This is a genomic window from Rhodococcus sp. 05-2254-6 (assembly GCF_002258565.1).
Classification (GTDB): domain Bacteria; phylum Actinomycetota; class Actinomycetes; order Mycobacteriales; family Mycobacteriaceae; genus Rhodococcoides.
Window position 1 is genome coordinate 1 of the sequence record NZ_NOZF01000191.1, and the last position, 26906, is coordinate 26906.

The window sequence follows — 26906 nt, forward strand, 5'->3', positions numbered from 1 at the left end:
AGGACGGTCGCAGGCCCGATCGCTCTGTCGAGGGTCATGGACGGCCCTTTCGGTTGACCGGAATCTCGGCCCAGGAGGACCGACCGAACACTCGCTCGGCGATGGTGTTCACAGTGTTACGGATCACAACTTCGGTGTCAACCCGGTGCGTAGCGGCCGGTGACAACCCGGTCGACCTCTACGGTAAGCGCATGACCGCGACCCACATCTGGCGCACGTACGAGGGATCGAACCTCTCCCCAGCATTGGCGTCGGCGTTGAACACGTTCGTCGAGCAGGGGTACCACGGCACATCGGTGCGGCAGATCGCTGCAGGTGCCGGCCTGTCCGTTCCCGGCCTGTACCACCACTTTCCATCGAAGCAGGCGCTGCTGGTCGGCATCATGGACGCGTCGATGGACGAACTGCTGGATCGGACTCGATCGGCCGAGAACGGAGCAGGTCCGTTGCCGAGCGATCGGTTCGACGCGGTCGTGGAGTCCCTGCTGCTGTTCCACATTCACCGACGCGACGCCGCCTTCGTGTGTTCGACGGAGATCCGCAGCCTCGAATCCGCGAATCGCGCCGCGTACATCGCGAAGCGGGACGAGGAACAACGACTGCTCGACGCCATCGTCGTCGACGGTGTCGAGTCCGGCGTCTTCGACACTCCGCACCCGGCGGATGCCAGCCGAGCCGTCACGACGATGTGCGTCGGTGTCGCAACGTGGTATCGACCCGACGGACCGCTGTCTCCGAGCGAGCTGGTGGCGGTGTATCTCGACATTGCCCGTCGTACGGTCGGAGCCGCGACCGGCGGGCGGGAGTAACTGCCCCGGAATCCTTGACCCGATCGAGTGATTGTGCCAACCTTCCAGTGACCGAGCGAGTGTTCGGTCGGCACCGGAATGGGAGCGCATCGTGGCCATCGATCTGACATTCGACCCCGACATCGAGAAGTTGATCGAGAGGACGCGCACGTTCACTCGCGAACACGTGCTTCCCATCGAGGACCGATTTCTGGGGAACGTCGCCGATGCCGGCGGCGACCGACTTCGCGTCGAAATGCAGGCAGCCGCCAAGGATGCCGGCGTGTTCGCCCCACATGCCCCCGTCGAATACGGCGGCCACGGTCTGTCCATGAGCGACCGCGCTCCGGTGTTCGAGGAAGCCGGTTACTCACTGTTCGGACCGATCGCTCTCAACCTCGGCGCACCCGACGAGGGCAACGTGCACATGCTCGCCCACATCGCATCGACGACGCAGAAGGAGCAGTTTCTCGCTCCCCTGGCGCGCGGTGACATGCGCTCGGCGTTCGCCATGACCGAACCTGCCCCGGGTGCCGGGTCCGATCCCTCGGCCCTGACCACTGCGGCCGAGCGGGTCGACGGTGGCTGGAAGATCAACGGACACAAGTGGTTCATCACCGGTGCCGATGGTGCAGGTTTCTTCATCATCATGGCCCGTACCTCCGGTAAGCCAGGAGATCGCGGCGGCGCGACGATGTTCCTGGCCCCTGCGGACACCGCGGGGATCACGGTCGGCCGTCACATCGGCACCCTGGACAAAGCCATGATCGGCGGGCACTGCGAGGTGTTCTTCGAGAACGTGTTCGTGCCCGACGACAACGTTCTCGGGGCCGTCGACGAGGGATTCGCCTACGCCCAGGTGCGTTTGGGGCCCGCCCGCATGACTCACGTGATGCGGTGGCTCGGAGCTTCCAGGCGGGCCCACGACATCGCCGTGGCGCAGGTCGCTCAGCGCGAAGGGTTCGGCGGCAAGCTCGGCGATCTCGGCATGGTGCAGAAGATGGTCGCGGACAACGAGATCGACATCGCGGCCACCCGCGCACTGCTGATCAAGGCCTGCTTCGAGCTGGATCGGGGTGGGCACGCGAGCAACGAGACCTCCATTGCCAAGACGTTCGCCGCCGAGGCGATCTTCCGCATCGTCGACCGCAGCATTCAGATGTGCGGGGGCCTCGGCGTTTCGGACGATCTTCCGCTGGCGAGGCTCTCCCGCGAGGTGCGTCCGTTCCGTGTGTACGACGGCCCGTCCGAGGTACACCGCTGGGCCATCGCCAAGCGGACGATCGGTGCAGCCAAGCGCGCAGCACGGGAGGCACAGTCGTGAGCGAACTTCCGGGCATGAATCGTGATGCGCTCGAGCAGTTCCTGCGAGGGAACGGCATCGAGGTCGACGGTGAACTGTCGGTCGAGATGATCAGCGGGGGTCGCTCCAATCTCACCTACAAGGCATTCGACGACTCCTCGACATGGGTTGTTCGCCGCCCTCCCACCAGTGGGCTCACCCCCTCGGCGCACGATATGGCCCGCGAGTGGGCCGTCACGGAAGCCCTTGCATCCACAGACGTTCCGGTCGCTGGGACCATTGCGTTCGATCGGGAGGGTTCGGTGCTCGGTGCACCCATGACCGTTGTCGACTTCGTACCCGGCCGAGTCGTTCGTAGCCGCGAGGATCTTCGCGATCTGACGGACGCTCAGGTCACCGAGAACGCCGCCGAGTTGGTCCGAGTGCTCGCCAGGCTGCATGCCGTCGACCCCGACGCCGTGGGCCTCGGCAGCTTCGGCCGTCCCGACGGGTTCGTCTCGCGACAGGTCGCGACGTGGGCTCGGCAGTGGGGACGAGTCAAGACTCGTGATCTACCCGATGTCGAACGATTGCATCGCGCGCTGGAAGCAGCAATACCGGCGGGATCTGCGTCGTCCTTCGTGCACGGTGATTATCGCGTCGACAACACCATTCTCGACGCCCATGACGTCGGTTCCGTTGCCGCGGTGGTGGACTGGGAGATGTCCACGCTCGGCGATCCGCTGACCGACGTGGCTCTGATGTGCATCTACCGCCAACCGGTCTTCGATGCGGTCCTCGGCGCGGACGCTGCCTGGACGAGCGATCGGTACCCCTCCGCGGCAGACCTCGCGCAACACTACGCAGTGGAATCCGGTCGGGAGCTTCATGATTGGGGCTTCTACCTCGCCCTCGCCAATTTCAAACTCGGAGTGATCGGCGAGGGAATCACCTACCGTGCGCTGTCGGGCTCCGACACCGGGGCCGGTGCAGGCAAGGCCGCCGAGGCCACCGGGGAGTTCATCGCGGCCGGGCTGCGAGCACTCACAGGAACCACCGACTGACGCGAAAACCGCTGTCAGGCAGGTTCTCTCATCACACCGATGTGGCGGACGGTGCCGGACACGCCCGGAAGCTCCTGGGGTTCGGACCAGGTGTTCAGCCCGTCCGTACTGTCGGAGTAGAAGTACTTTCGGTTGGTGTAGTCGTCGTAGTACAAACGCCAGGTGCCGTCGGGCAACTCGATGACTGCCGGGCCTTCTTTCAGTGGTCCGAAATCGCGGGTGGGAACGACGGTGTACGGCCCGATCAACGACGGTGCCGTCCAGTGCTCGATGACCTTGTGGGTCTCGTTCTTGGTGAACGCGTGGTAGGTCGGCCCTACCTTGACCACCGTGGTGTCGATGTGGTCCGCTCCGATGCCCACGAACGGAACCGGGAAGCTCCACATCCTCAGGCCTGGATCCATGGCCGTCATCAGATACGGCACGAACCCGCCGCCGGTCGACAGCGAGACGATGATGCTGACGCGGTCCCCCTCGACGAACCACTCGGGTGCCCATGCCTTCGTGGTGAACGGAGACAACGACGGTCCGTCCGAGAAGCCGGCCGATCCGCTGAATCCGGAAGGGCTGGCAGATCCGGTACCGGCCCCGGTGCCCGGTAGGAAAGCGCAGCAGAACGGGATCGGGAAGTTCTGCAGGAACGTCCAGTTCACGCGGTCACTGCTGCGCGCGAAGCCGATGTTCGCACCGCCGCCGGTCGTGTACGTCACGTAGTACATCCCGTCGGTGTGCCGGAAGATGCTCGCGTCGCGCACCACTCCGGACGGAGGTCGGTACGCCGATGTCTGCAGTGCTGTGAAATCGGTGCCGTCGCTGGACTGGTAGACATCCATGTCTCGATCGCTGTCGTTGCTGAACGCCACCATCGTGTATCGCCACGAGGAGGGTGCAGCGGCACCTGTTCCTGCGGCGGAGAACAGCAGTCCGGCGACAGTCAGGATCACCATCGGGACGACGAACAAGAACCTGCGTGCGGTGGATGTCACCGAGGAAGTATGTCCGACCCGTACGCATCATGCGTCACTTTGGTAACAGCTCCAACAGATCGTTACCGATGTTGTTATGAATGCGAAATGTACTGAGTCGTGGGCTTGGCCTGGTACATCTCGTGATCGGCATCGTCGAGTATGTCCAGTGCACTTCGAGTGTCGTCGCGGTCGACGGTGACGACACCGATGCTCGCCGTCACCGTCAACACCCGCCCCGCGGCGGTGATGGGAGTGGCCAGTTCGGCGCGAACGTCGTCGGCCTCGGTGCCGATGCACCGCGAAACGACCGCCACGAACTCGTCACCCCCGATGCGACCCACGAAGGCATCGGCCGGGAGAGCGCGTGTCAGTCGGTCTGCCACCACCCCCAGAACGGCGTCGCCGACAGTATGACCGTGTAGATCGTTGATGGTCTTGAAGTTGTCGAGGTCGATGAACAGTACGGCCATGGAGTCCTCGCGATCGGGCATCGCCAGTTGCTCGTCCAGGCGAGCCAGAATCAAGGGCCTGTTCGGCAGGCCGGTCAGGTCGTCGTGCGTCGCCGCATGCTTGAGCTTCATGCTCATCCGGTAGGTGTCGGTGATGTCGACGAACGTCGCCACCACGGAGGGGTTCGGATCGACCGGGGTGAGCATCGTCGCCGTCAAGGACAACCAGAAGTTCCGACCGTCTCGGCGACGTTCGACCCCGATCACCGCCTGGCAGGGCTCACCGGTTTTCCTGGTGACGGCGACCGGATGCTCGAACGGGTGAATCGGCTCTTCGTCGGTGCCGTACACCCGAAACGGAAGAACGGATGCCTGTCCTGCGGTCGCCAACCCGACCTGGATGTCGAGAATGGTCTTCGCAGCCAGGTTTGCCGATTCGATACGGCCGGTGTGATCGAGAACGACGACACCGGCCTCCAGCGATTCCACAACCGCGGTGAAATGATCCTCGACTCTGCGTACTGCGCTCTGGTCGGCGCAGACCAACACATAGCCGTCGGGCATCTGAGCAGCCGACACGATCACCGCAAGCGCCGTCCCGTCGGCATGTCGATGCGAATCGGTCAGTCGGCCGCCGACAGCGAGAATCGCGGCCGGATCGCAGGGCACCCCGACGGCCGCCGAAACGTCACGTCCGAGCACGTCCGCTGCCGGTCGACCGTAGACCGACTCCGCAGCGGGATTCCAGCTCGACACCAGACCGTCGGCGGACACACCGATGATGGCATCGCTGACGTGCTCGACCAGAGCGGCCTGCTTCTTCAGCGCCTTCTGCGCAGCCTTGTGTTCGGTGAGATCGCGAAGAATGACCTGAAACGCCGGCTCACCGTTCCACACCGTGCGCACCGATACCGCTTCCATCGCCAGTGTCGTCCCGTCGAGGGCCAGCACCGTCGCTTCCGACGCGGCGCTGGCGGTGCCGTGTGTGTCGAGGGCGGCGATCCGCGCGAGCATGGGGCCCACCGATTCGGCGGCGATGAACTTCGTGATCGGATGCCCGATGACGTCCGCTGCTGCCTCGGCACGCAGATATCGCATTCCGGCGGGGTTGAGGTAGACGAGGATGCCTCGTCGATGGACACCGATGGCGTCCGGCGAGTGCTCGACGAGAACCCGGTAGCGATCGGCGAGTCCGGGCGACGCGGGACTCGATCGAGGGTCGCCGACGCCATCACGCTCCCCTGGAGCCATGCTCGGTCCTCGCGATCGTAGACGGACGGTCAACACCCGATTGAACCACTTACGAACGTACCGTTGGCGACTCATGTCCGTTTTCGACCTTATGTCCGGTTTCTCGGCTGGACCTGACGCCTGTTTGCGGGGCTAAATCGAGGAGCGAGCCGAATCCGGTTCGCGTAACTCGAAAAGAAACGGATTTCGACGTGAACTCTCTCGGCATCGACATCACCGGTATCGGCGCACTGTCCGGCTACGGCTGGGGCGCAGCCGCCCTCTGGGACGGCCTGTCCACGGGCAAGGCGGCAGCCACGCTGCACCACGACCACACCCGACCGGGGCAAAACCCGGTGTGGCTGGCGAAAGTCCCCGACGGCGGGGACCAGAGCGATGGCGCCAGCCGATTCGGGCGGGCACTTCGCGGGGCAGCGCGGGAGGCCATCGACGACGCGATGGCGCGGGGCTGGCAACCCGGTCGGCGAGTGGGTCTCATCCACGCCGTCGTCCTGGGTGAAGTGGACGAGTGGCGTAATTTCTATCTGCACGACGGCGGCCAACGCCGTGTTCGTGACTATCTCACGCTGATGCCGTCCACCCCGGTGTCCCTGTTGATGCAGGAATACGGCTTTCACGGTCCGGCCATGAATGTCTCGGCGATGTGTGCGTCGGGCAATGCAGGTCTGCTGACCGCCAAGATGTGGCTCGATACCGGGTTCGTCGACGACGTGGTGTTCGTGGCCACCGACCTGTCCTTGACTCCGGAGAACATCGACCACTTCGTCGCGCTCGGCGTCGGTGTCGTGGACGTGGAGCCACAGGAAGGCTGCCGCCCCTTCCAGGAAGGCAGCCGCGGGTTCGGAATGGGTGAGGCTGCAACGGCATTCGTACTGTCGACGCGCAGCTCGGCCTCGTACGCGCGGGTGCTGGGCGGTTCGATGACACACGACGCGTTTCATGCCACCTCGATCGACCCTGCGCTCACTCAGGTGCGGGCCTGCTTCGAGCAGGCGTTGGTCGACGCCGACGTCACTGCCCGGCAGGTGCGGTATCTCAACGCTCATGGTCCCGGCACCGCACAGTGCGATGCGGCCGAAACTGCGATGTTGGAGACGGTGCTTCGATCCCACGCACAGGTGTACTCGGTGAAGCCGCTCACGGGCCACTGCCAGGGGGCGGCCTCGGCAATCGAAACCGTATCGGCAGTCATGGGATTCGAGCGCGGACTCGTTCCGGCGGCCCCGCAGGTCTCTGATGCTCATCCCCTGCTGCTCGACGGATTCACCACCGCCGAGGCAGGATTGACCGTGAAATCGTCATTGGGAATGGGCGGTCACAACTCGGTGGTGGTGTTGGCTCCGGCGTGAGCTGCACTCGTCGGTCCGGCAGCCCGCGTGGTCGCGGGCTGCCGGCTCGGCGTGCGGACTTCAGACCTGAGCTGCGTTACCGCAGATTCCGCATTCCTCGAATTCGACGCGCTTCCAGCGTGCGACCGGAACGAAGAACAGCGTGAATTGCTGATACTGCTTCATCCGCGCCCACTGGGTGGTGTTGTGGCACCGCGGACAGTTTCGGGTTGCCCCTGGGCCGATGTGTTTGCGCTTGCTGCCGAAACCGAAGAGAAGAAACATGACACCAGCCTAGGGTTCGGACGGCGTCAGCTCGCGATCATGCCGTGTGGATCGATGACGAACTTCTGTGCGACTCCGCTGTCGAATTCGCGGTAGCCGCGTGGTGCGTCGTCGAGCGAGATGACGGTGGCATTCACTGCCTTGGCGATCGAGACACGTTCCTTCAGAATCGCATTCATCAATTCAAGGTGGTAGCTCATCACCGGGCACTGACCGGTGGCGAACGACAGCGATTTCGCCCAACCGGTGCCGAGACTCAACGACAACGCGCCGCGCTGGGCCGCCTCGTCCACGCCACCGGGGTCTCCGGTGACGTACAGCCCGGGGATGCCGATTCCGCCGCCGGCCGTGGTGATGTCCATCAACGAGTTGAGAACCGTCGCAGGCGCTTCACGAGACGAATCGCCGCCGTGGCCACGGGCTTCGAATCCCACCGCATCGACGGCCGCGTCGACCTCGGGGACTCCGAGGATCTGCTCGATCTGGTCCTGCGGAGCTCCCTTGCCCACGTCCACGGTCTCGCAACCGAACGTTCGCGCTTGGGCGAGCCTGTCGGCGTTCATGTCGCCGACGATCACCACCGATGCTCCCAGTAGTTGTGCGCCGACAGCGGCGGCGAGGCCGACCGGGCCCGCACCCGCGATGTACACCGTCGCACCGGGTTTCACCCCTGCGGTCACCGCCCCGTGGAACCCGGTGGGAAAGATGTCCGACAGCATGGTCAGGTCCAGAATCTTCTCCAGAGCCTGGTCACGATCGGGAAACTTGAGCAGATTGAAATCTGCGTACGGTGCCATGACGTATTCGGCTTGGCCGCCGACCCAACCGCCCATGTCCACGTAGCCGAATGCCGAGCCCGGTCGATCGGGGTTGACGTTCAGACAGATTCCGGTCTTGCGCTCCTTGCAGTTTCGACACCGGCCGCAGGCGATGTTGAACGGTACGGAGCAGATGTCACCGACCTTCAGAAACTCGACGTCTCTACCGACCTCGACGATCTCACCGGTGATCTCGTGACCGAGCACCAGCCCCTCGGGTGCAGTGGTTCGCCCGCGAACCATGTGCTGATCACTGCCGCAGATGTTGGTCGAGACAACCTTGAGGATCACTCCGTGCTCGCACTTGCGGCCGATGTTCGCCGGGTTCACTCCAGGGCCGTCGGTCAACTCCAGGCCCGGAAAAGCAATGTCCTGGACCTCCACTTTGCCCGGTCCTGCGTACGTCACTGCGCGGTTGTCTGCCATGAGTTCTCCTCTTCGTCGAGTGAGTTGTGTGCTCATCGAGCCGAGATCATCGACCCGATCGCATCTGTGGCCTGCCTCACACCAGTATGCACAGTTGCGAATAGGTGCGTTGACGAGAAACTCGAATCGGCGCGAGTGAACACTCTCGCCTCGCACTCGATGAACCGATGCATCCCACGCACTTGACTCGACCGATGTTAGCGCTCACACTGTGTTGCACACGTCACAGCGAGTGGCACCGCGAAGGAGTTCTGCATGCCGGTTGACCAGTACACGGTAGGTGTCGATTTCGGCACCCTGTCCGGACGCGCCGTCGTCGTTCGCGTGTCCGACGGTGCCGAAATTGCCTCGGCAGTCCACGATTACCGACACGCGGTGCTCGAGGAGACGCTGCCCGGAGGCACGGTTCGGTTGCCCGACGCGTGGGCACTGCAGGTGCCCGACGACTATCGCGACGTCCTGCGCCGCGCGGTGCCTGCCGCTCTGGCGGCCGCGGGCATCGAACCCGACCAGGTCGTCGGCATCGGTACCGACTTCACCGCGTGCACCATGGTGCCCACCTACGCCGACGGCACGCCGCTGTGTGAGGACCCGCGCTTCGCCGATCGGCCGCACTCGTACGTGAAATTGTGGAAACACCATGCAGCACAGGGGCAGGCGGACCGCATCAACGAGCTGGCAGAACAGCGCGGCGAGAGTTGGCTCCCCCGCTACGGCGGACTGATCTCCTCGGAATGGGAGTTCGCCAAGGCGCTGCAGATCCACGAGGAAGACGCCGAGATCTACGACGCGATGGACCGATGGGTCGAAGCGGCCGATTGGATCGTCTGGCAGCTCTGCGGACACTACGTGCGCAATGCGTGCACTGCGGGATACAAGGGCATCCATCAGGACGGGCACTACCCGTCCGCGGACTTTCTCAGCGAATTGGCACCGGGCTTCGGTTCCTTCGTCGCCGACAAACTCGATCAGCCGTTGGGCGAGTTGGGCTCTCGCGCAGGTACGTTGACCGCCGAAGCCGCGCGATGGACCGGGCTGCCCGAGGGCATCGCCGTCGCGGTCGGCAACGTAGACGCGCACGTGACCGCCCCCGCGGCCGGAGCGGTGGAACCGGGCCGGATGGTCGCCATCATGGGAACCTCGACCTGCCACGTGATGAGTTCGACCGTCCTGAAGGAAGTTCCCGGTATGTGCGGGGTGGTGGACGGTGGAATCGTCGCCGGATCCTTCGGCTACGAGGCCGGACAGAGCGGCGTCGGCGACATCTTCGGATGGTTCACCCGGACCTCGGTTCCCGCGTCGTACAGCGAGGCGGCGGAAGCGGCAGGTGAGTCGGTACACGAACACCTGACTCGCCTCGCGCAGACGCAGGACGTGGGTGAGCACGGGCTCGTCGCGCTCGACTGGCACAGCGGAAACCGATCGGTCCTGGTCGATCACGAACTCTCCGGGCTGGTCATCGGAACCACGCTGGCGACGCGACCCGAGGACACCTACCGCGCGCTGCTCGAAGCAACGGCGTTCGGAACTCGCGTCATCGTGGAGACGTTCCGCGACAGCGGCGTTCCGGTCGAGGAGTTCGTGGTGGCGGGAGGGTTGGCACGCAACCCGCTCCTGATGCAGATATACGCCGATGTGCTGCGAATGCCGTTGTCGGTCATCGCTTCTGCACAGGGACCGGCACTGGGATCGGCCATCCATGCTGCGGTTGCGGCCGGGTGCTACCCCGATGTACCCGTCGCGGCGAAATCGATGGGCAAGGTACGTCGCGGCGCATTCGTGCCCGACGAATCACGCTCGGCGGCCTACGATTCCCTGTTCGAGATCTATTTGGAGTTACACGATCGATTCGGCCGAGACGTGCCGACCATGCGCCGACTGCGGGCGCTTCGACGTGACGCACTGACTCGAAAGGTGGACGCGTCATGACGGTCGTCGACGATGTGCGCGAGGTCATCGAGGAAGTGCGCCGTGACGTGTGTACGTTGCACGCCGAGTTGGTGCGCTACGGACTGGTGGTCTGGACGGCAGGCAACGTCTCGGCGAGGGTCCCCGGCCGGGACCTCATGGTCATCAAGCCCAGCGGAGTCTCCTACGACGACCTCACGCCCGACAACATGGTGGTGTGCGATCTGCACGGCAGGGTGGTCGAGGGTGACCATGCACCCTCCTCGGACACCGAGGCGCAGGCCTATGTCTACCGGCATCTCGACCACATCGGCGGTGTGGTGCACACACATTCGCCGTACGCGGTGGCGTGGGCGGCCCGAGGAGAACCCATCCCTGTGGTCACCACCATGTGCGCGGACGAGTTCGGCGGAGACATTCCCGTCGGCCCCTTCGCCGTCATAGGCGACGACTCGATCGGACGCGGCATCGTCGATACCCTCGCCGACAGTCGATCTCCGGCGATCCTCATGCAGAACCACGGTGTCTTCGCGGTCGGCCCATCCGCCCGATCTGCGGTGAAAGCCGCGGTCATGTGCGAGGACGTCGCCCGATCGGTACACCTGGCATATCAACTGGGACAACCTCTTCCCATTCCCAGCTCGAAGGTCGACGCACTCTACGACCGCTATCAGAACGTCTACGGCCAGCGCTGACCGGCGCGCCCGATCTTCTCTACCCGGAGGTACCCCCATGTCCGAAATATGGTTTCTCACCGGCAGCCAAAGCCTCTACGGCCCCGAGACCCTCGAGCAGGTAGCAGTTCAGTCTCGCGAGATCGCAGACAAACTCGATGCGGCACTGCCCGTCTCGGTGATCTGGAAGCCGGTGCTGCTCGACGCGTCGTCGATCCTGCGCCGTATGCGCGAGGCGAACGCCGCCGACGAATGTGTGGGCGTCGTGACCTGGATGCACACCTTCTCCCCCGCCAAGATGTGGATTGCCGGCCTCGACGCGTTGGACGTCCCGCTGCTGCACCTGCACACACAGGCCGGAATGTCGTTGCCGTGGTCGACCATCGACATGGAGTTCATGAATCTCAACCAGGCCGCCCACGGGGACCGCGAGTTCGGACACGTCGAATCTCGGGTGGGTGTTCTGCGCACGATCGTGGCAGGCCACGTCGACAACCCCGCGGTGATCGAGCGTGCGGAACAGTGGGTGCGAGCAGCTCTCGGCCGCGCGGAGTTGAGGTCACTGTGCCTGGCACGTTTCGGCGACAACATGCGCGACGTCGCAGTGACGGAGGGCGACAAGGTCGAAGCCCAACTGCGATTCGGAGTCTCCGTCAACACGTACGGCGTCAACGATCTGGTCGAGGTCGTGGACGGCGTGAGCGATTCGGCCGTGTCCGACCTGATCGACGAATACCGGTCGTCGTACGACATCGCACCGAGTCTCGACAAGGGCGGTGACCGCCACGAATCGCTCCGCTACGGCGCCCGGGTCGAGGCCGGGCTACGGAAGTTCCTCACCGACGGTGGATTCACGGCCTTCACCACGAACTTCGAGGATCTCGGTGGGCTTCGCCAGTTGCCAGGACTCGCGGTGCAGCGCCTGATGGCCGACGGGTACGGGTTCGGCGGTGAGGGCGACTGGAAGACCTCGATGTTGTTGCGCACCATGAAGGTGATGGCCGAGGGACTCGACGGTGGAACGTCGTTCATGGAGGACTACACCTACAACCTCGTCCCGGGGGCCGAGAAGATCCTGGGCGCGCACATGCTCGAAGTGTGCCCGTCGATCACGACCTCGCGGCCTACGCTCGAGATCCACCCGCTCTCCATCGGCGGCCGCGAAGACCCGGTGCGCCTGCGCTTCACCGCCGATCCCGGCCACGGCGTTGTCGTCGGACTCTCGGATGTCGGTGAACGATTCCGATTGACGGCCAACGTGATCGACGTCGTCGAGCCCGACGAGGCGCTGCCGAATCTGCCGGTGGCCTGCGCTGTGTGGGAACCGCAGCCCTCACTGTCGGTATCGGCCGAGTCGTGGCTGACCGCAGGGGCACCCCACCACACGGTTCTCAGTACCGCGATCGGCTTGCCCGTGCTGGAGGCATTCTCGGACATGATCGGCGTCGAGCTGCTCACCATCGACTCCGAAACCACCACACGAGGATTCCAACAGACACTGCGATGGAACGCGGCATACCACCGACTCGCGGCGAAGCTGTGAGGTCGTTGCTCCGACCGCCGGCTCATCCGTGACGTCTTCGGTATTCCTGTTCGGCTCCGGGGTGGAGGGGAATGCTTCCGGTCATCACCAATGACCGCGCGTCGAGAAATTGACTACCGATCGCCTGACCGGGCACCAGCGCGGACGACTGATCGAGAAGCACACTCACCAGTGCAGCGACCACGCGGTCCGGCACGTCCGGATGTGCCAGCAGAAGATTCGGAATACCGACGGTGGTGACCTCCGGATGCTCGCCGTACACGTTCGGCGGCACCGGCACCGCCTCGTACGCGGTACCGAATTCGCGTCGGAGATCAGTGACGACGGTTCCCAGATCCAGTAGACGAATCGCGGCTCGGGGCTGGGCAAATGCCGGAGTCGGCAACCCGCCCGCCCACATCACGGCGTCGATTTCGTTGCCCGTCAGTGCATCTGCCGCCGAGCTCATCGACAGCTGAACCTGATCGACAGCACCGCCCTCCGCCACACCCGCTGCGCGGAGGACTCGCTGCGACACTTCGGTGGCACCGGATCCCGGGGCACCGATGCTCACCTTTCGCCCTCGCAGACCGTCCATGGACTCGATATCCGAGTCCGCTCGCACAGCCACTTGGAAGTAGTTCTCGTAGACGCACCCGACCGCCGCCATCTCTCCGCTCGGATGACCGTAGGCGGCGTCCATGAGCGTCAGGGCCAGCTCGGCCTGCCGTGAACCCAACGCCTCGAGATTGTCGACGGAGCCGGACGACGTGAGCGGAACGATCTGCGCTACATCGGTTTTCGCGGCAGCGTCGGACAGCAATCCGGCGAACTCCCAGAAGAATCCGCCGACCTCGCCTGCTGCGAGCCGCAATTGCGTCGGCGGGTCCGACGCGCATGCACCCACGACGGCAGTGCTCAGGGCCAACAGACCGGCCTGCAGCGCCGTTCTACGCGAGAACGACGCTGCGGGCACGGCCATGTCAGTCACTGTAAGGCGTCGCAGGTCACAGGAACGCTCGACCCTGCTCTCGGTCGAGCACGGTCTCGGACTTGTTGCGCAGTACGAAGATGTACACCAGCAGCGAGATGGCGATCACGACGGTCACGTAGAGGATGAACCAACCCACGTGCCCGCCGTTCTTCGCGGCTTGGTAGATCAGCGGTGCTGTGCCGCCGAAGGCCGAGTTGGCGAGTGCGTACCCCAAGCCCACGCCGAGTGCGCGGACGTGCGAGGGGAACAGCTCCGCTTTGACGATCGCATTGATCGAGGTGTAGCCGGTGAGGATGACGTAACCGACGCACACCAGTGCGAGCGACTGCACCACCGACGTCGCCGTCGGCAGGTACGTGATGAGCACGTAGGTGTACAGCACGCCTCCGATACCGAAGAAGACGAGCAGTGGCTTGCGGCCCACCTTGTCGCTGATCAGTCCGCCGATGGGCTGCAGCAGCATGAGGAAGACCAGGCCGGCGAGGTTGATCCAGGTACCGGTCATCCCCCGGTCCTCGTACGCGGTCTTGACCATCGAGGGTGCGTTGACGCTGTAGGTGTAGAACGCAATGGTGCCACCGGCCGTCACCATGAAGCAGATCAGCAACGCCCGCCAGTGGTTGGCGACCAGCTCCTTCACGGAACCGGAGGCTTTGTCCGCACCGCTGCGAACGGCGTCGAGTTGATCCTCGGTCAAGGATTCGTCCATGCTGCGGCGCAGCCAGAAGACCACCACTGCCGCGACTCCGCCGATGAAGAAGGCTATGCGCCAACCGAAGTCCTCGATCTGTTCGCGCTCGAGGAACACCTGCATCAGCAGCAGAGTCACCTGTGCGAGTACATGCCCACCGACGAGGGTGACGTATTGGAACGACGAGAAGAATCCCCGACGCTCACGGGTGGCGGCCTCGGACATGTACGTCGCCGACGCACCGTACTCACCGCCGGTGGCGAAGCCCTGAACGAGACGGCACAGGATCAGGATCACGGCGGCCCATACGCCGATGCTCTCCCGTCCCGGAGTGAGCGCGATGACCAGCGAGCACGCCGCCATCATCGAGACGCTGAACGTCAGCGCAGCCCTGCGCCCGTTGCGGTCCGCGTAGCGGCCGAAGAACCACGACCCGACCGGCCGCATCAAGAACGTGACCGCAAAGATCCCGTACACATAGATGGTGGAATTCTTGTCGGCGGAGTCGAAGAACTGATTCTCGAAATACGTCGCGAAGACGGTGTAGACGTACACGTCGTACCACTCGACCAGGTTGCCGGACGAACCCCGCAACGTGTTGAAGACGGCACGGCGGGTGGCAGCGCGCGAGGAGACGGGTGGACTCGGGAGCGTCGAACCGGTGATCGAAGTGGCCTCGTTGGCCATGGTTTGGTCCTTCCACATTCAGCGGGCAAGTGGGCTGCCGGGAAACGATCGGCAACCGAAGCCTCCCTACTGTGACGGCAAGCACAGCCTGGAACCAAGCCGTTTCGGATTTCCTAACACTCCCTTAGGAAACGGCCCTCGGAAGCCGCAGCTCGATCCGAAGCCCCACTGGTCGACCCGCCATGACTCGAAGTGATCCACCGGCTCGCTCGGTCAGGGCGTGGACGATCGACAGACCGAGACCGGTACCGTCTCCGTGCGCACCCGACGCTCGATAGAACCGGTCGACGACCTTGGCGAGCTCGTCTGCGGGCACACCGGGTCCGTTGTCGGACAACCACATCGTGACGTCCGCGTCACCGGTTCGGTAGCCGACCTCGATGCCGGCACCGGCGCCGGCGTACTTGGTTGCATTGCTCAGCAGAGCGTCGAGAATTCGAGTCAGGTCGTCCTCGGACATCGCAACGCGACACTGCGTGTCGGCTTTCGGCTCCGAGACGTGCACGGTCATGTCGGCCACGGCTATCGAGGTCGACCAGAATCCGACTCGATCTGCGACAACCGCACCGAGGTCACACCCTGGGAATCGAGTGGTCGTCGGGGTTTCGGCAGCTGCGAGAACGAGCAGGTCTTCCACGACGGAGCTCAGACGATCGACTTCGAGCGTGGTCCTCAGGTGCGCATCGGTTGCCGAATCCGGAACGCGCATTCCCAGAACGTCCATACGAATTCGCAACGCTGCCAGTGGGTTCCGGAGAGCATGGGCGGTATCGGCCACCAATCGGCGTTGCGCAGCGGTGGCGGCCTCGACGTCGTCGGCCATGGCCTCGAAGGCACTGGAGAGCTCACGCACCTCCGGTGGCCCGACGTAGGGTACCGGCTCGAGGCGTTGCGATCCTTCGATCGACGCCTGATCGTGGAACTTGTCGCCGAACGTGTGGACACGCGAGGACAGTGCGGTGAGCGGTCGAACGACCCAGCGCGACAACGCAACAGCGATCACGGCGACCGTCGCGAGAATCAGCATGGCACCGAGGGCGATGACCACCCAGGTGATCGCGACGTCCCTGCGTGCGGAATCGGTGGACGCCTCGAGAACCACTGCTCCGTCCACTTGGGTGCCCCCACCGACCGGTGCAGCAATCAACACCGAGGAATCCGACCACGGCGTCAGACTCGACGGTAGGTCACCGCGCTGATTGCGCAACGCGCCTGCCGCTGCCTGCCGGACGTCATCGCGCTGCAGGTCGAGGCCGGACACCGCGCGTGCCTCTCCGGTGCGGTCGACGACCGCAACGCCCTCGTCGTACAAACTGTTGTAGCGCTGCACCGATTCTCGGATACGGGCCACGCCGGGTTCGTCTTCTCGTGAGCTGAGTTCGGCAAAGAACGATGCTGCCGCGGCCCTGTTCTCGCCGAATCGTTGGGCCCGTTCGCGACCGACCAGGAGCGCGAGAGGAACCGACAGCGCAAGCACGACGACGGTGGAGTAGATCATCAACACCAACAGGACACGCCGTCGCACGTCAGGTGTCCCAGCGGTAGCCGAAGCCGCGGATGGTGACGATGGCACCCGGGCGATCGAGCTTGGAACGCAATGCCGTCATGTGGACATCGAGCGTCCGCGAGATCGCTACGTACGCATCGCCCCAGATGGCGTCCATCAACTGTTCCCGGCTCACCGCTTCGCCGCGACGCGTCACGAGATGCGCCAACAGGTCGAACTCCTTGGTGGTCAGTGCAACAGCGCGTCCACCGACTTCCACGGCACGCCCGGAGAGATCGACGACGACGTCCCCGAGCGTCAGCCTGTCCGCCGCGGGTCCCGACGCCGAACTCCGACGATGTGCGGCCACCTCGAGTCGGGCGTGTAGTTCACCCAATCGCGCCGGCTTGACGACGTAGTCGTCTGCGCCACCGCGCAGAGCACGTACCACCGAGCGCTCGTCGTCCCGCGCCGTCAGCACCACCACCGGAACCGAACTCAGCGTCCTGAGCTTTCGGAGAACTTCCAGGCCATCCATGTCGGGCAGTCCGAGATCGAGCAGCACGACGTCCATGTCGTGATAGCCGAGCAGGGCGTCGGCGCCGCGGCGCATACGGACAGGCGTGTGCCCCACCTCGGTCAACGCGTCCACCAACGCGTCGCCGAGTCCGTCGTCGTCTTCCACCACAGCTATTCGCATCGAACTCAAGATAGGCCACCATCGGGGGTGAACGCGGGCATGAGTGTTCACGATCGGGTGTCATGCGCGGAATGCCGCCGATGGGCGACGGTAGTGAACGCTCAGGTGCAGCCCGCGTGAGCACTGAAACCCGTCAGGCAGGGATGCTCGCGCGAAGGCCGGGTGCCAGTGCAATATCGATGACTTGCTCGAGCGTCAGTACGCCGTTGGCGTTCACATCGATTCGGGTGCCGTCGGTGGCCACTGCAACGACGCGAGTCGTGTCCGTGCCGTCCTGAATGTCGAGCACTGTTCCGTCTGCTCGCGTCGAGCGCTCGTCGACGACGCCTGCAAAGCACGGACCGGCCGGCTGGTCGGAAAGACCCACGGTGACTGCCAACGTGCCGGTCCGATCGCCGACGGTGACGGTTCCGAGCGCTGTGGCGTAGCCGTCGAACGACTGCCTCACTGCGACCGCGTCGAAGCCGAAGGCCAGTGCGAACGGATCGGGTTCGACGGTTGTTCCGGTGGGAAGGGCTGCGATCAGGGCATCGGTCATCGATTGTGCTTTGGCCTCGAATCTCCACGGCACCTCGGAAACGTCGGCGTCGCCCTCGATGGCGAATGCGTAGTTCACTCGCACCGAGTCCTCTGGCTGAATGACCTCCGCGCAACCTGGAATCGCGATCGGTTCAGGCTGCGGTTCGTGCAGCAGGCCGGCCACAACCGTGCCGACAGCAACAATCCCGACGATCACCGCAGCCGTCGACCATACCGAGCCCCGTGCGCCTGTCGATTTCATACAGTCCTTGCCGTCTCGGGATGGGGTGTGTCGTCATTCTGGCATCTCGGGGTGTAGTTCCGTGCCCAGCGGGGCACACCCATGATGTACATCCATCGGCGACCTGTCGCCCCGACCTTGTGGAGACTTCATGACGATGCCGACCGACGCAAGCGATGCAGTCCCCTCGCAGGGCAGCAACGACGGCCCCCGAGAGCACACCCCCGAGACGGACGCCGTCGAAGGCGCGCACGTGGACGGGGAAAACGTGCCACACCCTCCCGAGAACGGAAACGCGCAGAACTGAACCGCGGTTCGACGGCGTGATCGCGCACCCGGCCGTCGAATACGTCGGCTTCATTGTGGCCTGACCACGTTTCGATGCTGATTCCTCGGAAATGCGCCGGCCTGCTTGCCCGAGTTCGATTGGTGGACAACGAGTTCGCGCAAACGCACACGCGTTCGTCAGACGCGCGCGAGTTCGTCCACTATTCCGCGAGCATCCGGCGAAAGCGCGCGCGTTTGCGGCGGCACTGATGAACGCCGCGGTCGATGTTCGGCGCAGCGGGGATGATGTTCGAGACGTGTTCGCCCCACATCCACAGCGCTCAGCAGAGGTTTGCCACCGCAGAAGTCACCGGCACACCCCGGTCAGTAAGGTCTAAGGATGACTGTGCGAGCAGGTGTGGTGGTCACGGGAACCGAGGTTCTGGCCGGTCGGGTCACCGACCGGAACGGCCCGTGGGTGGCTCGACGACTTCTGGAGATGGGCGTCGACGTAGCCCACATCACCGTCTGCGGTGATCGGCCGGACGATCTGACTGCGCAGGTGCGGTTTCTGGCCGATCAACGTGTCGACCTGATCGTCACGACCGGTGGTTTGGGTCCGACCGCCGACGACCTCACCGTTCCGACCGTCGCCGCACTGTACGGCCGCGAATTGACGCTGGACGCCGAGCTCGAAGATCGCATCCACGCAATCGTGCAACGGTGGCGAAGCAGAATGAGTTCCGCAGCCGACTCCGAGCCGCTACGGGCCGGTATCCGAAAGCAGGCGATGGTTCCCCAAGGTGCGCAGTCCATTTCACCGACCGGAACCGCACCCGGGGTCGCGATACCGGCCGACGACTCCAGATCACTGCCCGCCGTCCTCATTCTGCCCGGCCCACCTCGCGAGCTGCAGGCGATGTGGCCGGAAGCCCTCGACAGCGCACCCGTCGCCGAGGTCCTCGCCCGCCGCACGCAGATGCGCCAGGACACCATTCGCGGCTACCGACTGTCCGAGGCCGACCTCGCCGAAACGCTGCGAACAGCACAGCGCGAGATCACGGGATTCGACGATCTCGAGATCACCACCTGCCTGAGTCTCGGCGAGCTCGAAATGGTGACCCGTTACGCCGAGTCGGCGAGACCGGCTTACATGCAACTCGAACGTCTCGTCGGGAAAATCCATGGTGCACGGGTCTTTTCGACCGACGGGTCCACCGTCGACGACATCGTCGCGCACAGTCTGTCCGGGCATCGCATCGCCACGGCAGAATCGTGCACCGGAGGGATGATCGCCGCACGCCTGACCGACCGCGCAGGATCGTCGGCGTACGTCATCGGCGCGGTGGTGTCCTACGCCAACGAGGCGAAAACGGGCCTGCTCGACGTCCCCGCCGATGTCATCGACCAACACGGAGCGGTCAGCGAGCCGGTGGCGGCGCTGATGGCCGAAGGCGCACTGAATCGACTGAACGTCGACATCGCGGTATCGACCAGTGGCGTCGCGGGCCCGGGTGGTGGCACCGAGGCCAAACCGGTCGGGACCGTCTGCTTCGCTATCGCCGTCACGGGCCGACCTACCGTCACCCACACCCTTCATCTCCCCGGAGACCGGGCAAGTGTCCGTGCACTGTCGACCACCGCGGCAATGCATATGCTCGCCGACGCATTGAAGCCCGACCGATGACCGAAGGCTCCGACAGGGTCACTCCTCGCCGACGATCGCCCAAGGGAGCCGCGCGCAGATCGGCGATCCTCGAAGCCGCCCTGAACGCTTATGCAACCAGCGACAGACTCGGTCCACGCCTACGCGACATCGCCGAAGCGGCCGGAGTAACCGAAGCAGGCGTGCTCCACCATTTCGGCTCGAAGGACGAATTGTTCGTCGCGATACTCCGCCGCCGCGACGAGGACGCCGCGGCGCTGCACGATCTCAGCACAGCAGAGGGGCAGAACGCCTATCTGGCCGAGACGACCATGACTCCGGGGCTGACGAAGCTCTTTGTCGACATGTCCGCTGCAGCAGCCGATCCCGCCCATCCCGCGCACACCTTCATGGCCGAGCATCGCGCCGCTGTGGTGGGCGTGATCGCTCGACTCGCTCCCGATGCCGACATCGCCGCCGTGGAAGCCGTCGCCGCACTCGCCGAAGGCCTGCAACTGCAGTGGATCTCCGATCCCAGCATCGACGTCGCGGGTCTCATGCTGCGGTTCACTGCCGTCTTGCTCGAACTGGATCTTTAGCGCCTCCGCTCATGTGAACTCGACTTACGTTCACTAAACCTTGCATGATTCAGTTTTGATGTTATCGTTAGACGAAGTAAGGGTTTGCGTACTCGGTACGCCCAACACACCTCGATCGACCGGGGTACAACTCATCCAGGAGTACATATGGTGCACAAGACCGTTCGACGCGTTTCGACCATTCTCGCGCTGACAGCTGCAGCGGTAACCTCGGTTGCCGTCGGTACCGCATCGGCCGATACAGTTTCCTCACCGTTGACACTCGAGACCTACAGCCTGCCTCAGTCGGGGTTCTGCGCAGCCAAGATCGACGTATCGATTCGACCCGGCGCGGAATCGAACTCATACGTGGTCGTCGGACCGGACGTTCAGTACCTCGGCATCGGCCCGTGCAACCTCACCGCCACACTCAGCTGGAAGGAACTGGCCACCGACAGAACGGGTTCGGACGACATCCCGGTCACCAGCGGACTGGTGAACTACGGGCTGAGAACCTTCTCCGGACACGGTGCCGTCGAATACACGCTGACCACCAACGGGCCCCACACCACCGACCGAGCCACGGGCACAGTCCAGATTCCCTGAGCAGTGCGGACGAGCAGGAGACAACAGTGAACAGAATCGGAACGTTTTCGGCGTTCGGAATAGTCGGTCTGATCGCACTGACTGGATGTACCACGGCGGAAACGGCACCAGCCGACACCGCAACTTCCGCGTCGACATCGGCTGCGCCACAGCCTGTTCCAGGAGAAGTCTCCGGTACGGACCCGGCGGGTGGCGCTGACTCCGACGGAGCGCAATCGGATGGGACCGCAACCGGCGGCGGCGACGGTGCAGGCGGGGCCGCCGTCCCGGCGTGCACCGCTGCAGACATCACCCCCGCCCTCGGAGACATCACGCCGAGCGATGTCCAGACAACGGTTCCGTTGCGCTACACCAACTCCGGATCCGTACCGTGCAATGTCACAGGATTTCCCGGAGCAACGCTGCAAGGACCCGACGTCGACGGGTTGGGACCGGACTACGACCTGGCGCGTAGTGAGATCACGCCGTCGACCACCATCACCCTCGAACCCGGGGCGGCCGCAGTTGCCGAACTGACTCTCGGCACGGTGAACAAGAACGACGAGAGAGCGTGGATCCCGTCTGCATTTCTCACCACCGCGCCCGGTGACACGACAGTGATGACACTTCCCTTCCCCGCATCGGTCGGTGTACAGCGTCAAGACGGTGCGACGCGTCCCGCCAGCTACATCGGTGCCTTCAGCGGGCCTGTCTACTGACATCGACATCATCGCCTCGTCCGACTTGTCAGACTCCCGACCGCGGGAGGACAATTCGTCACCATGGCATTGATCTCGAAGGGCTTCGTGGGCCGCCGACGCGGCGACGACGGGCGTACTCCCCCCGGTCAGTATCTGACCAAGGATTTTCCCGTCCTCGCGATCGGGCCTGCGCCCGTGGTCGCGACCGACCAATGGTCGTTCTCGGTCACCACCGAACGCGGCGAGACTCGCAGCTGGACCTGGGACGAATTCGCGGCTCTCCCGCACGAGACTCCGACCGTCGACATCCACTGCGTCACCAAGTGGTCCAAGCTCGACACCACCTGGAAGGGCGTGAGCCTGGACGTTCTACTGGACGGTCTCGATACCGATGCCGGCTACGTCGTGGTGCACGGCTTCGACGGCTACACGACCAATCTTCCCCTCGAAGATCTCAGGGATGGGAAGGCCTGGCTGGTCACCGAGTTCGACGGCGCTCCCCTGACTCGCGAACACGGTGGTCCCGCACGGCTTCTCGTTCCACATCTGTACTTCTGGAAATCGGCGAAGTGGATCTCGAGCATCGAGCTCACCGCGGAGAACGAGCAAGGCTTCTGGGAACGCGGTGGATACCACGACTACGGAGATCCGTGGCGCGAGCAGCGATACCAGGGCGACTGACGTGACATCGGCAGCCGGGGCAAAACCTTGGCTCGTTGCCACGGCGGCGACCGTGCGGCGTGAGACACCCACCGCGTCCACCCTCGTTCTCGACGTCGACGGATGGCCCGGCCATCTCGCCGGACAGCATGTGGACGTCAAGCTCACCGCCGAGGACGGCTACAGCGCACAGCGAAGCTACTCCTTGGCGTCGGCACCCGACGGCACGTCGCGCATCGAGATCACTGTGCAGAACGTCGCCGACGGTGAGGTGTCTCCTTACCTGGTCGAGGCCGTCGAGGTCGGCGATCGCATCGAAATCCGCGGGCCGGTGGGTCGATGGTTCGTCTGGCGGCCGTCCCGGCCCTCCGAGACGCCGTCTCCGCCGATCCTGTTGGTGGGCGGCGGTTCCGGCATCGTCCCGCTCCGCGCGATGGTTCGTGCGCAGGCGTCCGCGGACGGCGGTCGGGTGCCGTTCCGGGTGTTGTACTCCGTGCGCGAACCCACGGAGGTCTACTTCGCGGACGAATGGGCTCGTCCACCGGCCGGTGTGGACGTCACCATGATCCACACGCGGCGTGCTCCTGCCGGCAACGCACGGCCCCTCGGCCGCATCACGGTCGAGGACCTCGACGCACACGGATGGCCGGCGGAGTTCGAGCCGCGTTGCTACATCTGTGGCCCCACGAGTTTCGTGGACACAGTGGCCGACATGCTGGTGCAGCGGGGCCACTCGGCAGCGAACATCCGAACGGAGCGTTTCGGACCGAGCTGAGGAGCAGCAGCTCAGACGATATCGCCGAGGAACTCGATCTTGAGTCGGGTGTAGTCGTCGGTCCATTCCGAATCCACCGACATGAACGAATGGTCCAGTCTCGCCTCGTTCTTGCTGTACAGGTTCAGGCGGTTGGCGACGCCCACTCGATCCAGCGCAGCGCTCAGTTCGGCTGCCTGGTCGGGGAAGGTACCGGTGTTGCCGTCGGAGATGAAACTCGGAGGAAAGTCGGCCGTGACATTGTCGATGACGTTCGCCTGCTCCAGCAACGCTCGGTCGGTGGTGTCGAGGTAGCTTCGGGCGGCGATATCGAAGAAGAATCCGTTCGACGGGCTCGGTGATTGCGGTGCGCCCGCTCTAGCGACATCGAGGGCAGCACTCTCGAATACCAGTGCCTTCAGCGCATTTCGGTCGATGGTGGGCTCGATACCCAGCGCCCGCGCGTGATCGGAATTGGTCTGCACGGCAGCGTAGCTGCCCGCGATGTGCCCACCCGCACTGGTTCCGGCGAGGACGACGCGACTCATGTCGAGTCCGTACCCGTCCGCGTTCGTTTCCAGAAACTGCACGGCCTGGCCCAGTTGGATTGTCTGCGTGGGAAATCGGTAGCTCGGCGCGAACGCGTAGTTCACCGACACCACGTTGTAGCCGGCGTCGAGCATGGGGCCGGCCCACGACGCGCCACCGGAATTGCCGCTGGGCGCACCGTCCGTTTTGTCTCCGACAATCCAGCCACCACCGTGAATCACGATGTATGTGGGCCGGCTGACCGACGGATCGTCGTCGGCGATGTAGATGTCGAGAAACGAATTCGGAAGCGTCGAACCGTATTCGATGTCGTTGGTGAGGCGTGCACCGTCGACCACCGCCGTGGCCGTCCGCGCGTCGGGCTCGAAGGAATTGCTCTGCCCCAACGCATGCAGCGATCGAATCAGTGGTGCCGGACTGGCCGCCGTGCCGACGACCACGACGGAAATCACCAATGCAATCGCTGCAGCGAAGCCCGCCGGGACGGCGGTGGCCACCCCACGAGCGGAGGCCTTCGAACGGCCTGCCCGTGCCGACGCGAGCAGATAGAAGCCGAGCGCCATCGACGCAGCCAAGGCCGTGACCCACAGTGCGTGGATATCCGTCACCAGCCATGCCACCTGAGTCACGACGGTGACGGACCCGAGCGAAGTCCCCACGCTTACATGCTTTCCGGCATCGGACGAGACGAGACATGTCGCGACGACTGCCACGGCGATGACCCACAACCCCACCGCGAGCTGCTGACGGATGAGGACGAACTCGAGCCACGCGAGTACGACGCCGGCGATGCCGGTCACCGCGAGCGCAGTCGTCATCGCTCTCGTACGGTGCCCTGCTCCCACTTCGATGTCCGCCTGCACCATCACTGCCCCACTACTGCGCAGAAGCGTGGCGTTGCCTGTGCAGTTCGCGAACGGCCTCGCTGAACTCGGCGACCGGTCCGTCCACCGCGATGCCGGGCACGATCTGCTGGATGGGCGACGGCGTGATCGCGAGGGGTGCAGCACCGAATTCTTCGAGCCACGTGAGCAATTGAGCAGTCGACGTGGCGTAGACGATGCGGCCGAGTCCGACTATGCCGTGGCTCGCAGAGCACATCACACAGTGCTCACCGGAGGTGTAGACCGTAGAGGATCGACGCTGATCGGCGTCCAGGTTGGTCGCAGCCCACCGAGACAGTGCGATCTCGGGATGCTGGGTGGGATCGTCTCGGTCGCCGACCCGGTTCCTGTCCTCGGCCAGCAACTGGCCACTGTCCGACACCAGAATAGAGCCGAACGGATCGTTGCCCGTTCGCGCCGCCTCTGCAGCAAGATCCACAGCACGGGCCAGAAATGCACGGTCGCTCGAAGAGATGCTCACAGTGCACCGGCAGCGACGGTCGAAGTGTTCACGTCTCGACCGTACCGCCTCGAAATCACCGCCTGCCGAACCGGTAATTGGACACCGATCCTCGGTATGGTCGGCGGGTGAGCTTCTCGGTACGGCCTGCCACGTCGTTCGCAGATCTGCGGACGATTCTCGGCCCGAAGAACCCGACGTCCTCGGTCTGTTGGTGTCTGAGTCATCGAATCGATTCCGCGACCAACAGAGCACTCGTCGGCCCGGAACGCGCCGCATACGTCGAGAAGCTGACCCGTCGAAAAGTCGCACCGGGTGTGCTGGCCTACGACGGGGACGAGGTGGTCGGTTGGGCTGCGGTGGCACCACGCGCGGAGCTGCCGTTCGCGCGCTCGAACAAGATTCCGCACGTCGACGACTTACCGGTCTGGACGGCCTGGTGCTTCCGCGTCAAGGCCGGACACCGCAAGCGCGGGATAGCGCACGTGCTCTTGGACGGTGCCGTTCGTTTCGCGGCCGATCACGGTGCTCCGGCCATCGAGGGCTATCCGGTGGACAACAAGGGTGCGAAGGTCGATCTGACGATGGCCTACGTCGGCACCCGCGGACTGTTCGATTCGGCAGGCTTCGAGTTCGCCGCCGAGACGACATCGGTATCGGGCGGAATCCCGCGAGTCATCATGCGAAAAGACCTGCGTACGTGACGTCCGACTCCTGACCCGAGAGGTGCCTGATGCCGATGTCGCAGACGAACACGTGAATCACGACTTTCACACGTCAGTCTCCGAACAGTGAACTCAGTGCCGGTGCGACGTCGCGGTAGGTCTTGATGGTCCGTATACGACCGTGCCCTGTTCGCGCGAGATCCCGTCCGAGGTCGACGTCATGTTCACCCGACGTGTCCAGCAGTACGTCCAGGCGCGCGATCCTGGCTGCGGTCGAGCGTGGATCGGGACCGGCGTTGTGGACGCAGTCCGAGAGCAGAAGAACCCGTGGGTCGGGAGCCGACGCCGTACTCAGTAGCCCGGCCGCGGTCTGGAGCGCGAACTGCACGTTGGTCAATCCCCGCGCCGGAATGCGGAGAACGGTGTCGAGAATATTCAATGGGGTCCGCGAGTCGCCGAATCGAGTGAGTACGGCCGCGTCGGACCAGAACGCGACGACCGCGAGGTTGTCTCGGTTCATCTCACCGGCCAGAGCGCCGACGGTCGCGGCCGCAGTCCGCACCCGTTCGCCCTTCATCGACCCGGAGATGTCGACCACCAGGACGATGGATCGCTTGGTGTGCAAGCGTTCTCGGACGACGATGTCATCGTCCTCCGGTATCGGATTGGCCGCAAACACATCGAGCATGCGGTCCAGGTCGATCTCGTCACTGCCGCCTCGATAGCGCAGAGACGTCAACTCCCCGACGCCACGCCGTGCGCGTGTGTCGATGCGTGGCCGCCGAACTGCAAGACGAGCCGCGATCTTTCGGGCGCGGGCCCGAGTCGCGGCGTCGGCAGTCGACTCGCTTTCGGTCGCGTCGGTCAAAGGAATCACTTCGGCCGACTCCTCGGTGAATCCGGGTGCCGACGGATTGTTCTCGCCGGCAGCCTTACCCGGCTTGCTGCGGCCCTGAGCGATCAGTACCGCACCGCTTCCGCCGCCGGGACGAAACAGCGACGGTGACTCCGTCAGCTGTTTCGGTTTGCGGCGCAACGGCTTCAGAGTTCCTGCCGGCTTACGGGTCCCCGGCCGTG

27 protein-coding genes are annotated in these 26906 nt (G+C 64.4%); 15 read left to right on the forward strand and 12 right to left on the reverse strand.

Annotation, left to right across the window (positions count from 1 at the left end):
- Positions 1 to 191 precede the first annotated feature (191 nt).
- From CH256_RS26840 to CH256_RS26850, 3 genes are all read left to right on the forward strand, one after another.
- Positions 192 to 809: a TetR/AcrR family transcriptional regulator gene (locus CH256_RS26840; protein WP_094671485.1), complete on the forward strand. Its 618-nt coding sequence runs from the start codon at positions 192 to 194 to the stop codon at positions 807 to 809.
- A 91-nt stretch (positions 810 to 900) separates the two neighbouring features.
- A complete protein-coding gene (locus tag CH256_RS26845; protein ID WP_094671447.1) occupies positions 901 to 2112 on the forward strand; it encodes an acyl-CoA dehydrogenase family protein in 1212 nt (403 codons plus the stop codon).
- Entirely contained in the window at positions 2109 to 3134 is a 1026-nt protein-coding gene (locus tag CH256_RS26850; protein ID WP_094671449.1) for a phosphotransferase family protein, read from the forward strand. The genes CH256_RS26845 and CH256_RS26850 overlap by 4 nt, the downstream gene beginning before the upstream one ends.
- Positions 3135 to 3148: 14 nt before the next feature.
- On the opposite strand, the gene CH256_RS26855 is transcribed toward CH256_RS26850, so the two are convergent.
- Together CH256_RS26855 and CH256_RS26860 are read right to left on the reverse strand one after the other, a co-directional pair.
- On the reverse strand, positions 3149 to 4081 hold the full coding sequence (locus tag CH256_RS26855; RefSeq protein WP_068046945.1) for an arabinofuranosidase: 933 nt from the start codon (positions 4079 to 4081) through the stop codon (positions 3149 to 3151).
- Between the two features lie 113 nt (positions 4082 to 4194).
- Positions 4195 to 5802 carry a sensor domain-containing protein gene (locus tag CH256_RS26860; RefSeq protein ID WP_179272247.1) on the reverse strand — a complete coding sequence of 536 codons (1608 nt, stop codon included), beginning with the start codon at positions 5800 to 5802 and terminating at the stop codon, positions 4195 to 4197.
- Positions 5803 to 5993: 191 nt separating this feature from the next.
- Here CH256_RS26860 and CH256_RS26865 point away from each other — a divergent pair, with 191 nt between their 5' ends.
- On the forward strand, positions 5994 to 7151 hold the full coding sequence (locus CH256_RS26865; protein ID WP_094671453.1) for a beta-ketoacyl synthase N-terminal-like domain-containing protein: 1158 nt from the start codon (positions 5994 to 5996) through the stop codon (positions 7149 to 7151).
- 60 nt (positions 7152 to 7211) lie between these two features.
- Here the strand turns inward: CH256_RS26865 and CH256_RS26870 are convergent, their stop codons facing one another.
- Positions 7212 to 7415, reverse strand: coding sequence for a zinc-ribbon domain-containing protein (locus CH256_RS26870; protein WP_068046830.1), 204 nt, complete (start codon positions 7413 to 7415; stop codon positions 7212 to 7214).
- Between the two features lie 26 nt (positions 7416 to 7441).
- Entirely contained in the window at positions 7442 to 8659 is a 1218-nt protein-coding gene (gene fdhA / locus CH256_RS26875; protein ID WP_094671455.1) for a formaldehyde dehydrogenase, glutathione-independent, read from the reverse strand.
- Between the two features lie 255 nt (positions 8660 to 8914).
- Here fdhA and araB point away from each other — a divergent pair, with 255 nt between their 5' ends.
- The 3 genes from araB to araA are packed head-to-tail and all read left to right on the forward strand — an operon-like array spanning position 8915 to position 12784.
- Positions 8915 to 10588: a ribulokinase gene (gene araB / locus CH256_RS26880; RefSeq protein WP_094671457.1), complete on the forward strand. Its 1674-nt coding sequence runs from the start codon at positions 8915 to 8917 to the stop codon at positions 10586 to 10588.
- Positions 10585 to 11262, forward strand: a complete 678-nt coding sequence (locus CH256_RS26885; protein WP_094671459.1) for an L-ribulose-5-phosphate 4-epimerase — start codon at positions 10585 to 10587, stop codon at positions 11260 to 11262. Before araB ends, CH256_RS26885 begins: the two co-directional genes overlap by 4 nt.
- Before the next feature lie 37 nt (positions 11263 to 11299).
- Positions 11300 to 12784, forward strand: a complete 1485-nt coding sequence (araA, locus tag CH256_RS26890; RefSeq protein WP_094671461.1) for an L-arabinose isomerase — start codon at positions 11300 to 11302, stop codon at positions 12782 to 12784.
- Positions 12785 to 12806: 22 nt separating this feature from the next.
- Here the strand turns inward: araA and CH256_RS26895 are convergent, their stop codons facing one another.
- The 5 genes from CH256_RS26895 to CH256_RS26915 form a co-directional block, all read right to left on the reverse strand.
- Positions 12807 to 13745, reverse strand: a complete 939-nt coding sequence (locus CH256_RS26895; protein WP_094671487.1) for a TAXI family TRAP transporter solute-binding subunit — start codon at positions 13743 to 13745, stop codon at positions 12807 to 12809.
- Positions 13746 to 13770: 25 nt separating this feature from the next.
- Positions 13771 to 15135 carry an MFS transporter gene (locus tag CH256_RS26900; RefSeq protein WP_094671489.1) on the reverse strand — a complete coding sequence of 455 codons (1365 nt, stop codon included), beginning with the start codon at positions 15133 to 15135 and terminating at the stop codon, positions 13771 to 13773.
- Positions 15136 to 15259: 124 nt separating this feature from the next.
- Entirely contained in the window at positions 15260 to 16660 is a 1401-nt protein-coding gene (locus CH256_RS26905) for a sensor histidine kinase (protein ID WP_256989564.1), read from the reverse strand.
- Between the two features lies 1 nt (position 16661).
- Positions 16662 to 17321, reverse strand: coding sequence for a response regulator transcription factor (locus tag CH256_RS26910; protein WP_094639756.1), 660 nt, complete (start codon positions 17319 to 17321; stop codon positions 16662 to 16664).
- A gap of 133 nt (positions 17322 to 17454) precedes the next feature.
- Positions 17455 to 18102: a hypothetical protein gene (locus CH256_RS26915; protein ID WP_143536685.1), complete on the reverse strand. Its 648-nt coding sequence runs from the start codon at positions 18100 to 18102 to the stop codon at positions 17455 to 17457.
- Positions 18103 to 18232: 130 nt separating this feature from the next.
- On the opposite strand from CH256_RS26915, the gene CH256_RS28290 reads away from it, so the two are divergent.
- The 7 genes from CH256_RS28290 to CH256_RS26940 all read left to right on the forward strand — a co-directional run bounded on the left by CH256_RS28290 (position 18233) and on the right by CH256_RS26940 (position 23292).
- Positions 18233 to 18388: a hypothetical protein gene (locus CH256_RS28290; protein ID WP_179272248.1), complete on the forward strand. Its 156-nt coding sequence runs from the start codon at positions 18233 to 18235 to the stop codon at positions 18386 to 18388.
- A gap of 360 nt (positions 18389 to 18748) precedes the next feature.
- The gene (locus CH256_RS26920) at positions 18749 to 20035 is read left to right on the forward strand and encodes a competence/damage-inducible protein A (protein WP_094671465.1); all 1287 of its coding nucleotides are present in this window, start codon (positions 18749 to 18751) and stop codon (positions 20033 to 20035) included.
- Positions 20032 to 20592, forward strand: coding sequence for a TetR/AcrR family transcriptional regulator (locus CH256_RS26925; RefSeq protein WP_068046794.1), 561 nt, complete (start codon positions 20032 to 20034; stop codon positions 20590 to 20592). The genes CH256_RS26920 and CH256_RS26925 overlap by 4 nt, the downstream gene beginning before the upstream one ends.
- A gap of 147 nt (positions 20593 to 20739) precedes the next feature.
- Positions 20740 to 21177 (forward strand): hypothetical protein, encoded by a 438-nt coding sequence (locus CH256_RS28295; protein WP_179272249.1) that lies wholly within the window; start codon positions 20740 to 20742, stop codon positions 21175 to 21177.
- A gap of 26 nt (positions 21178 to 21203) precedes the next feature.
- Complete coding sequence (locus tag CH256_RS28300; RefSeq protein WP_179272250.1) at positions 21204 to 21875, forward strand: DUF4232 domain-containing protein; 672 nt, start codon at positions 21204 to 21206, stop codon at positions 21873 to 21875.
- Positions 21876 to 21938: 63 nt separating this feature from the next.
- Positions 21939 to 22538, forward strand: a complete 600-nt coding sequence (locus tag CH256_RS26935; protein ID WP_094671469.1) for a sulfite oxidase-like oxidoreductase — start codon at positions 21939 to 21941, stop codon at positions 22536 to 22538.
- Between the two features lies 1 nt (position 22539).
- A complete protein-coding gene (locus CH256_RS26940) occupies positions 22540 to 23292 on the forward strand; it encodes a ferredoxin reductase (protein ID WP_094639750.1) in 753 nt (250 codons plus the stop codon).
- Positions 23293 to 23303: 11 nt separating this feature from the next.
- Here CH256_RS26940 and CH256_RS26945 read toward each other — a convergent pair whose 3' ends face one another.
- Positions 23304 to 24638 (reverse strand): alpha/beta hydrolase, encoded by a 1335-nt coding sequence (locus CH256_RS26945; protein ID WP_179272251.1) that lies wholly within the window; start codon positions 24636 to 24638, stop codon positions 23304 to 23306.
- Positions 24639 to 24696: 58 nt separating this feature from the next.
- A complete protein-coding gene (locus CH256_RS26950; protein ID WP_094671473.1) occupies positions 24697 to 25185 on the reverse strand; it encodes a nucleoside deaminase in 489 nt (162 codons plus the stop codon).
- Positions 25186 to 25292: 107 nt separating this feature from the next.
- Here CH256_RS26950 and CH256_RS26955 point away from each other — a divergent pair, with 107 nt between their 5' ends.
- The gene (locus CH256_RS26955) at positions 25293 to 25868 is read left to right on the forward strand and encodes a GNAT family N-acetyltransferase (protein WP_094671475.1); all 576 of its coding nucleotides are present in this window, start codon (positions 25293 to 25295) and stop codon (positions 25866 to 25868) included.
- A 73-nt stretch (positions 25869 to 25941) separates the two neighbouring features.
- Here CH256_RS26955 and CH256_RS26960 read toward each other — a convergent pair whose 3' ends face one another.
- Complete coding sequence (locus tag CH256_RS26960; protein WP_094639746.1) at positions 25942 to 26865, reverse strand: vWA domain-containing protein; 924 nt, start codon at positions 26863 to 26865, stop codon at positions 25942 to 25944.
- Between the last annotated feature and the right edge of the window lie 41 nt (positions 26866 to 26906).

Excerpts from the sequence above, each read along its gene's own strand:
- CH256_RS26840 (WP_094671485.1), top strand. The coding sequence starts at position 192 with ATGACCGCGACCCACATCTGGCGCACGTACGAGGGATCGAACCTCTCC.
- CH256_RS26855 (WP_068046945.1), bottom strand. The coding sequence starts at position 4,081 with ATGGTGATCCTGACTGTCGCCGGACTGCTGTTCTCCGCCGCAGGAACA.
- CH256_RS26860 (WP_179272247.1), bottom strand. The coding sequence starts at position 5,802 with ATGGCTCCAGGGGAGCGTGATGGCGTCGGCGACCCTCGATCGAGTCCC.
- CH256_RS26870 (WP_068046830.1), bottom strand. The coding sequence starts at position 7,415 with ATGTTTCTTCTCTTCGGTTTCGGCAGCAAGCGCAAACACATCGGCCCA.
- fdhA (WP_094671455.1), bottom strand. The coding sequence starts at position 8,659 with ATGGCAGACAACCGCGCAGTGACGTACGCAGGACCGGGCAAAGTGGAG.
- araB (WP_094671457.1), top strand. The coding sequence starts at position 8,915 with ATGCCGGTTGACCAGTACACGGTAGGTGTCGATTTCGGCACCCTGTCC.
- CH256_RS26885 (WP_094671459.1), top strand. The coding sequence starts at position 10,585 with ATGACGGTCGTCGACGATGTGCGCGAGGTCATCGAGGAAGTGCGCCGT.
- araA (WP_094671461.1), top strand. The coding sequence starts at position 11,300 with ATGTCCGAAATATGGTTTCTCACCGGCAGCCAAAGCCTCTACGGCCCC.
- CH256_RS26895 (WP_094671487.1), bottom strand. The coding sequence starts at position 13,745 with ATGGCCGTGCCCGCAGCGTCGTTCTCGCGTAGAACGGCGCTGCAGGCC.
- CH256_RS26900 (WP_094671489.1), bottom strand. The coding sequence starts at position 15,135 with ATGGCCAACGAGGCCACTTCGATCACCGGTTCGACGCTCCCGAGTCCA.
- CH256_RS26910 (WP_094639756.1), bottom strand. The coding sequence starts at position 17,321 with ATGCGAATAGCTGTGGTGGAAGACGACGACGGACTCGGCGACGCGTTG.
- CH256_RS26915 (WP_143536685.1), bottom strand. The coding sequence starts at position 18,102 with ATGAAATCGACAGGCGCACGGGGCTCGGTATGGTCGACGGCTGCGGTG.
- CH256_RS28290 (WP_179272248.1), top strand. The coding sequence starts at position 18,233 with ATGACGATGCCGACCGACGCAAGCGATGCAGTCCCCTCGCAGGGCAGC.
- CH256_RS26920 (WP_094671465.1), top strand. The coding sequence starts at position 18,749 with ATGACTGTGCGAGCAGGTGTGGTGGTCACGGGAACCGAGGTTCTGGCC.
- CH256_RS26925 (WP_068046794.1), top strand. The coding sequence starts at position 20,032 with ATGACCGAAGGCTCCGACAGGGTCACTCCTCGCCGACGATCGCCCAAG.
- CH256_RS28295 (WP_179272249.1), top strand. The coding sequence starts at position 20,740 with ATGGTGCACAAGACCGTTCGACGCGTTTCGACCATTCTCGCGCTGACA.
- CH256_RS26935 (WP_094671469.1), top strand. The coding sequence starts at position 21,939 with ATGGCATTGATCTCGAAGGGCTTCGTGGGCCGCCGACGCGGCGACGAC.
- CH256_RS26945 (WP_179272251.1), bottom strand. The coding sequence starts at position 24,638 with ATGACGACTGCGCTCGCGGTGACCGGCATCGCCGGCGTCGTACTCGCG.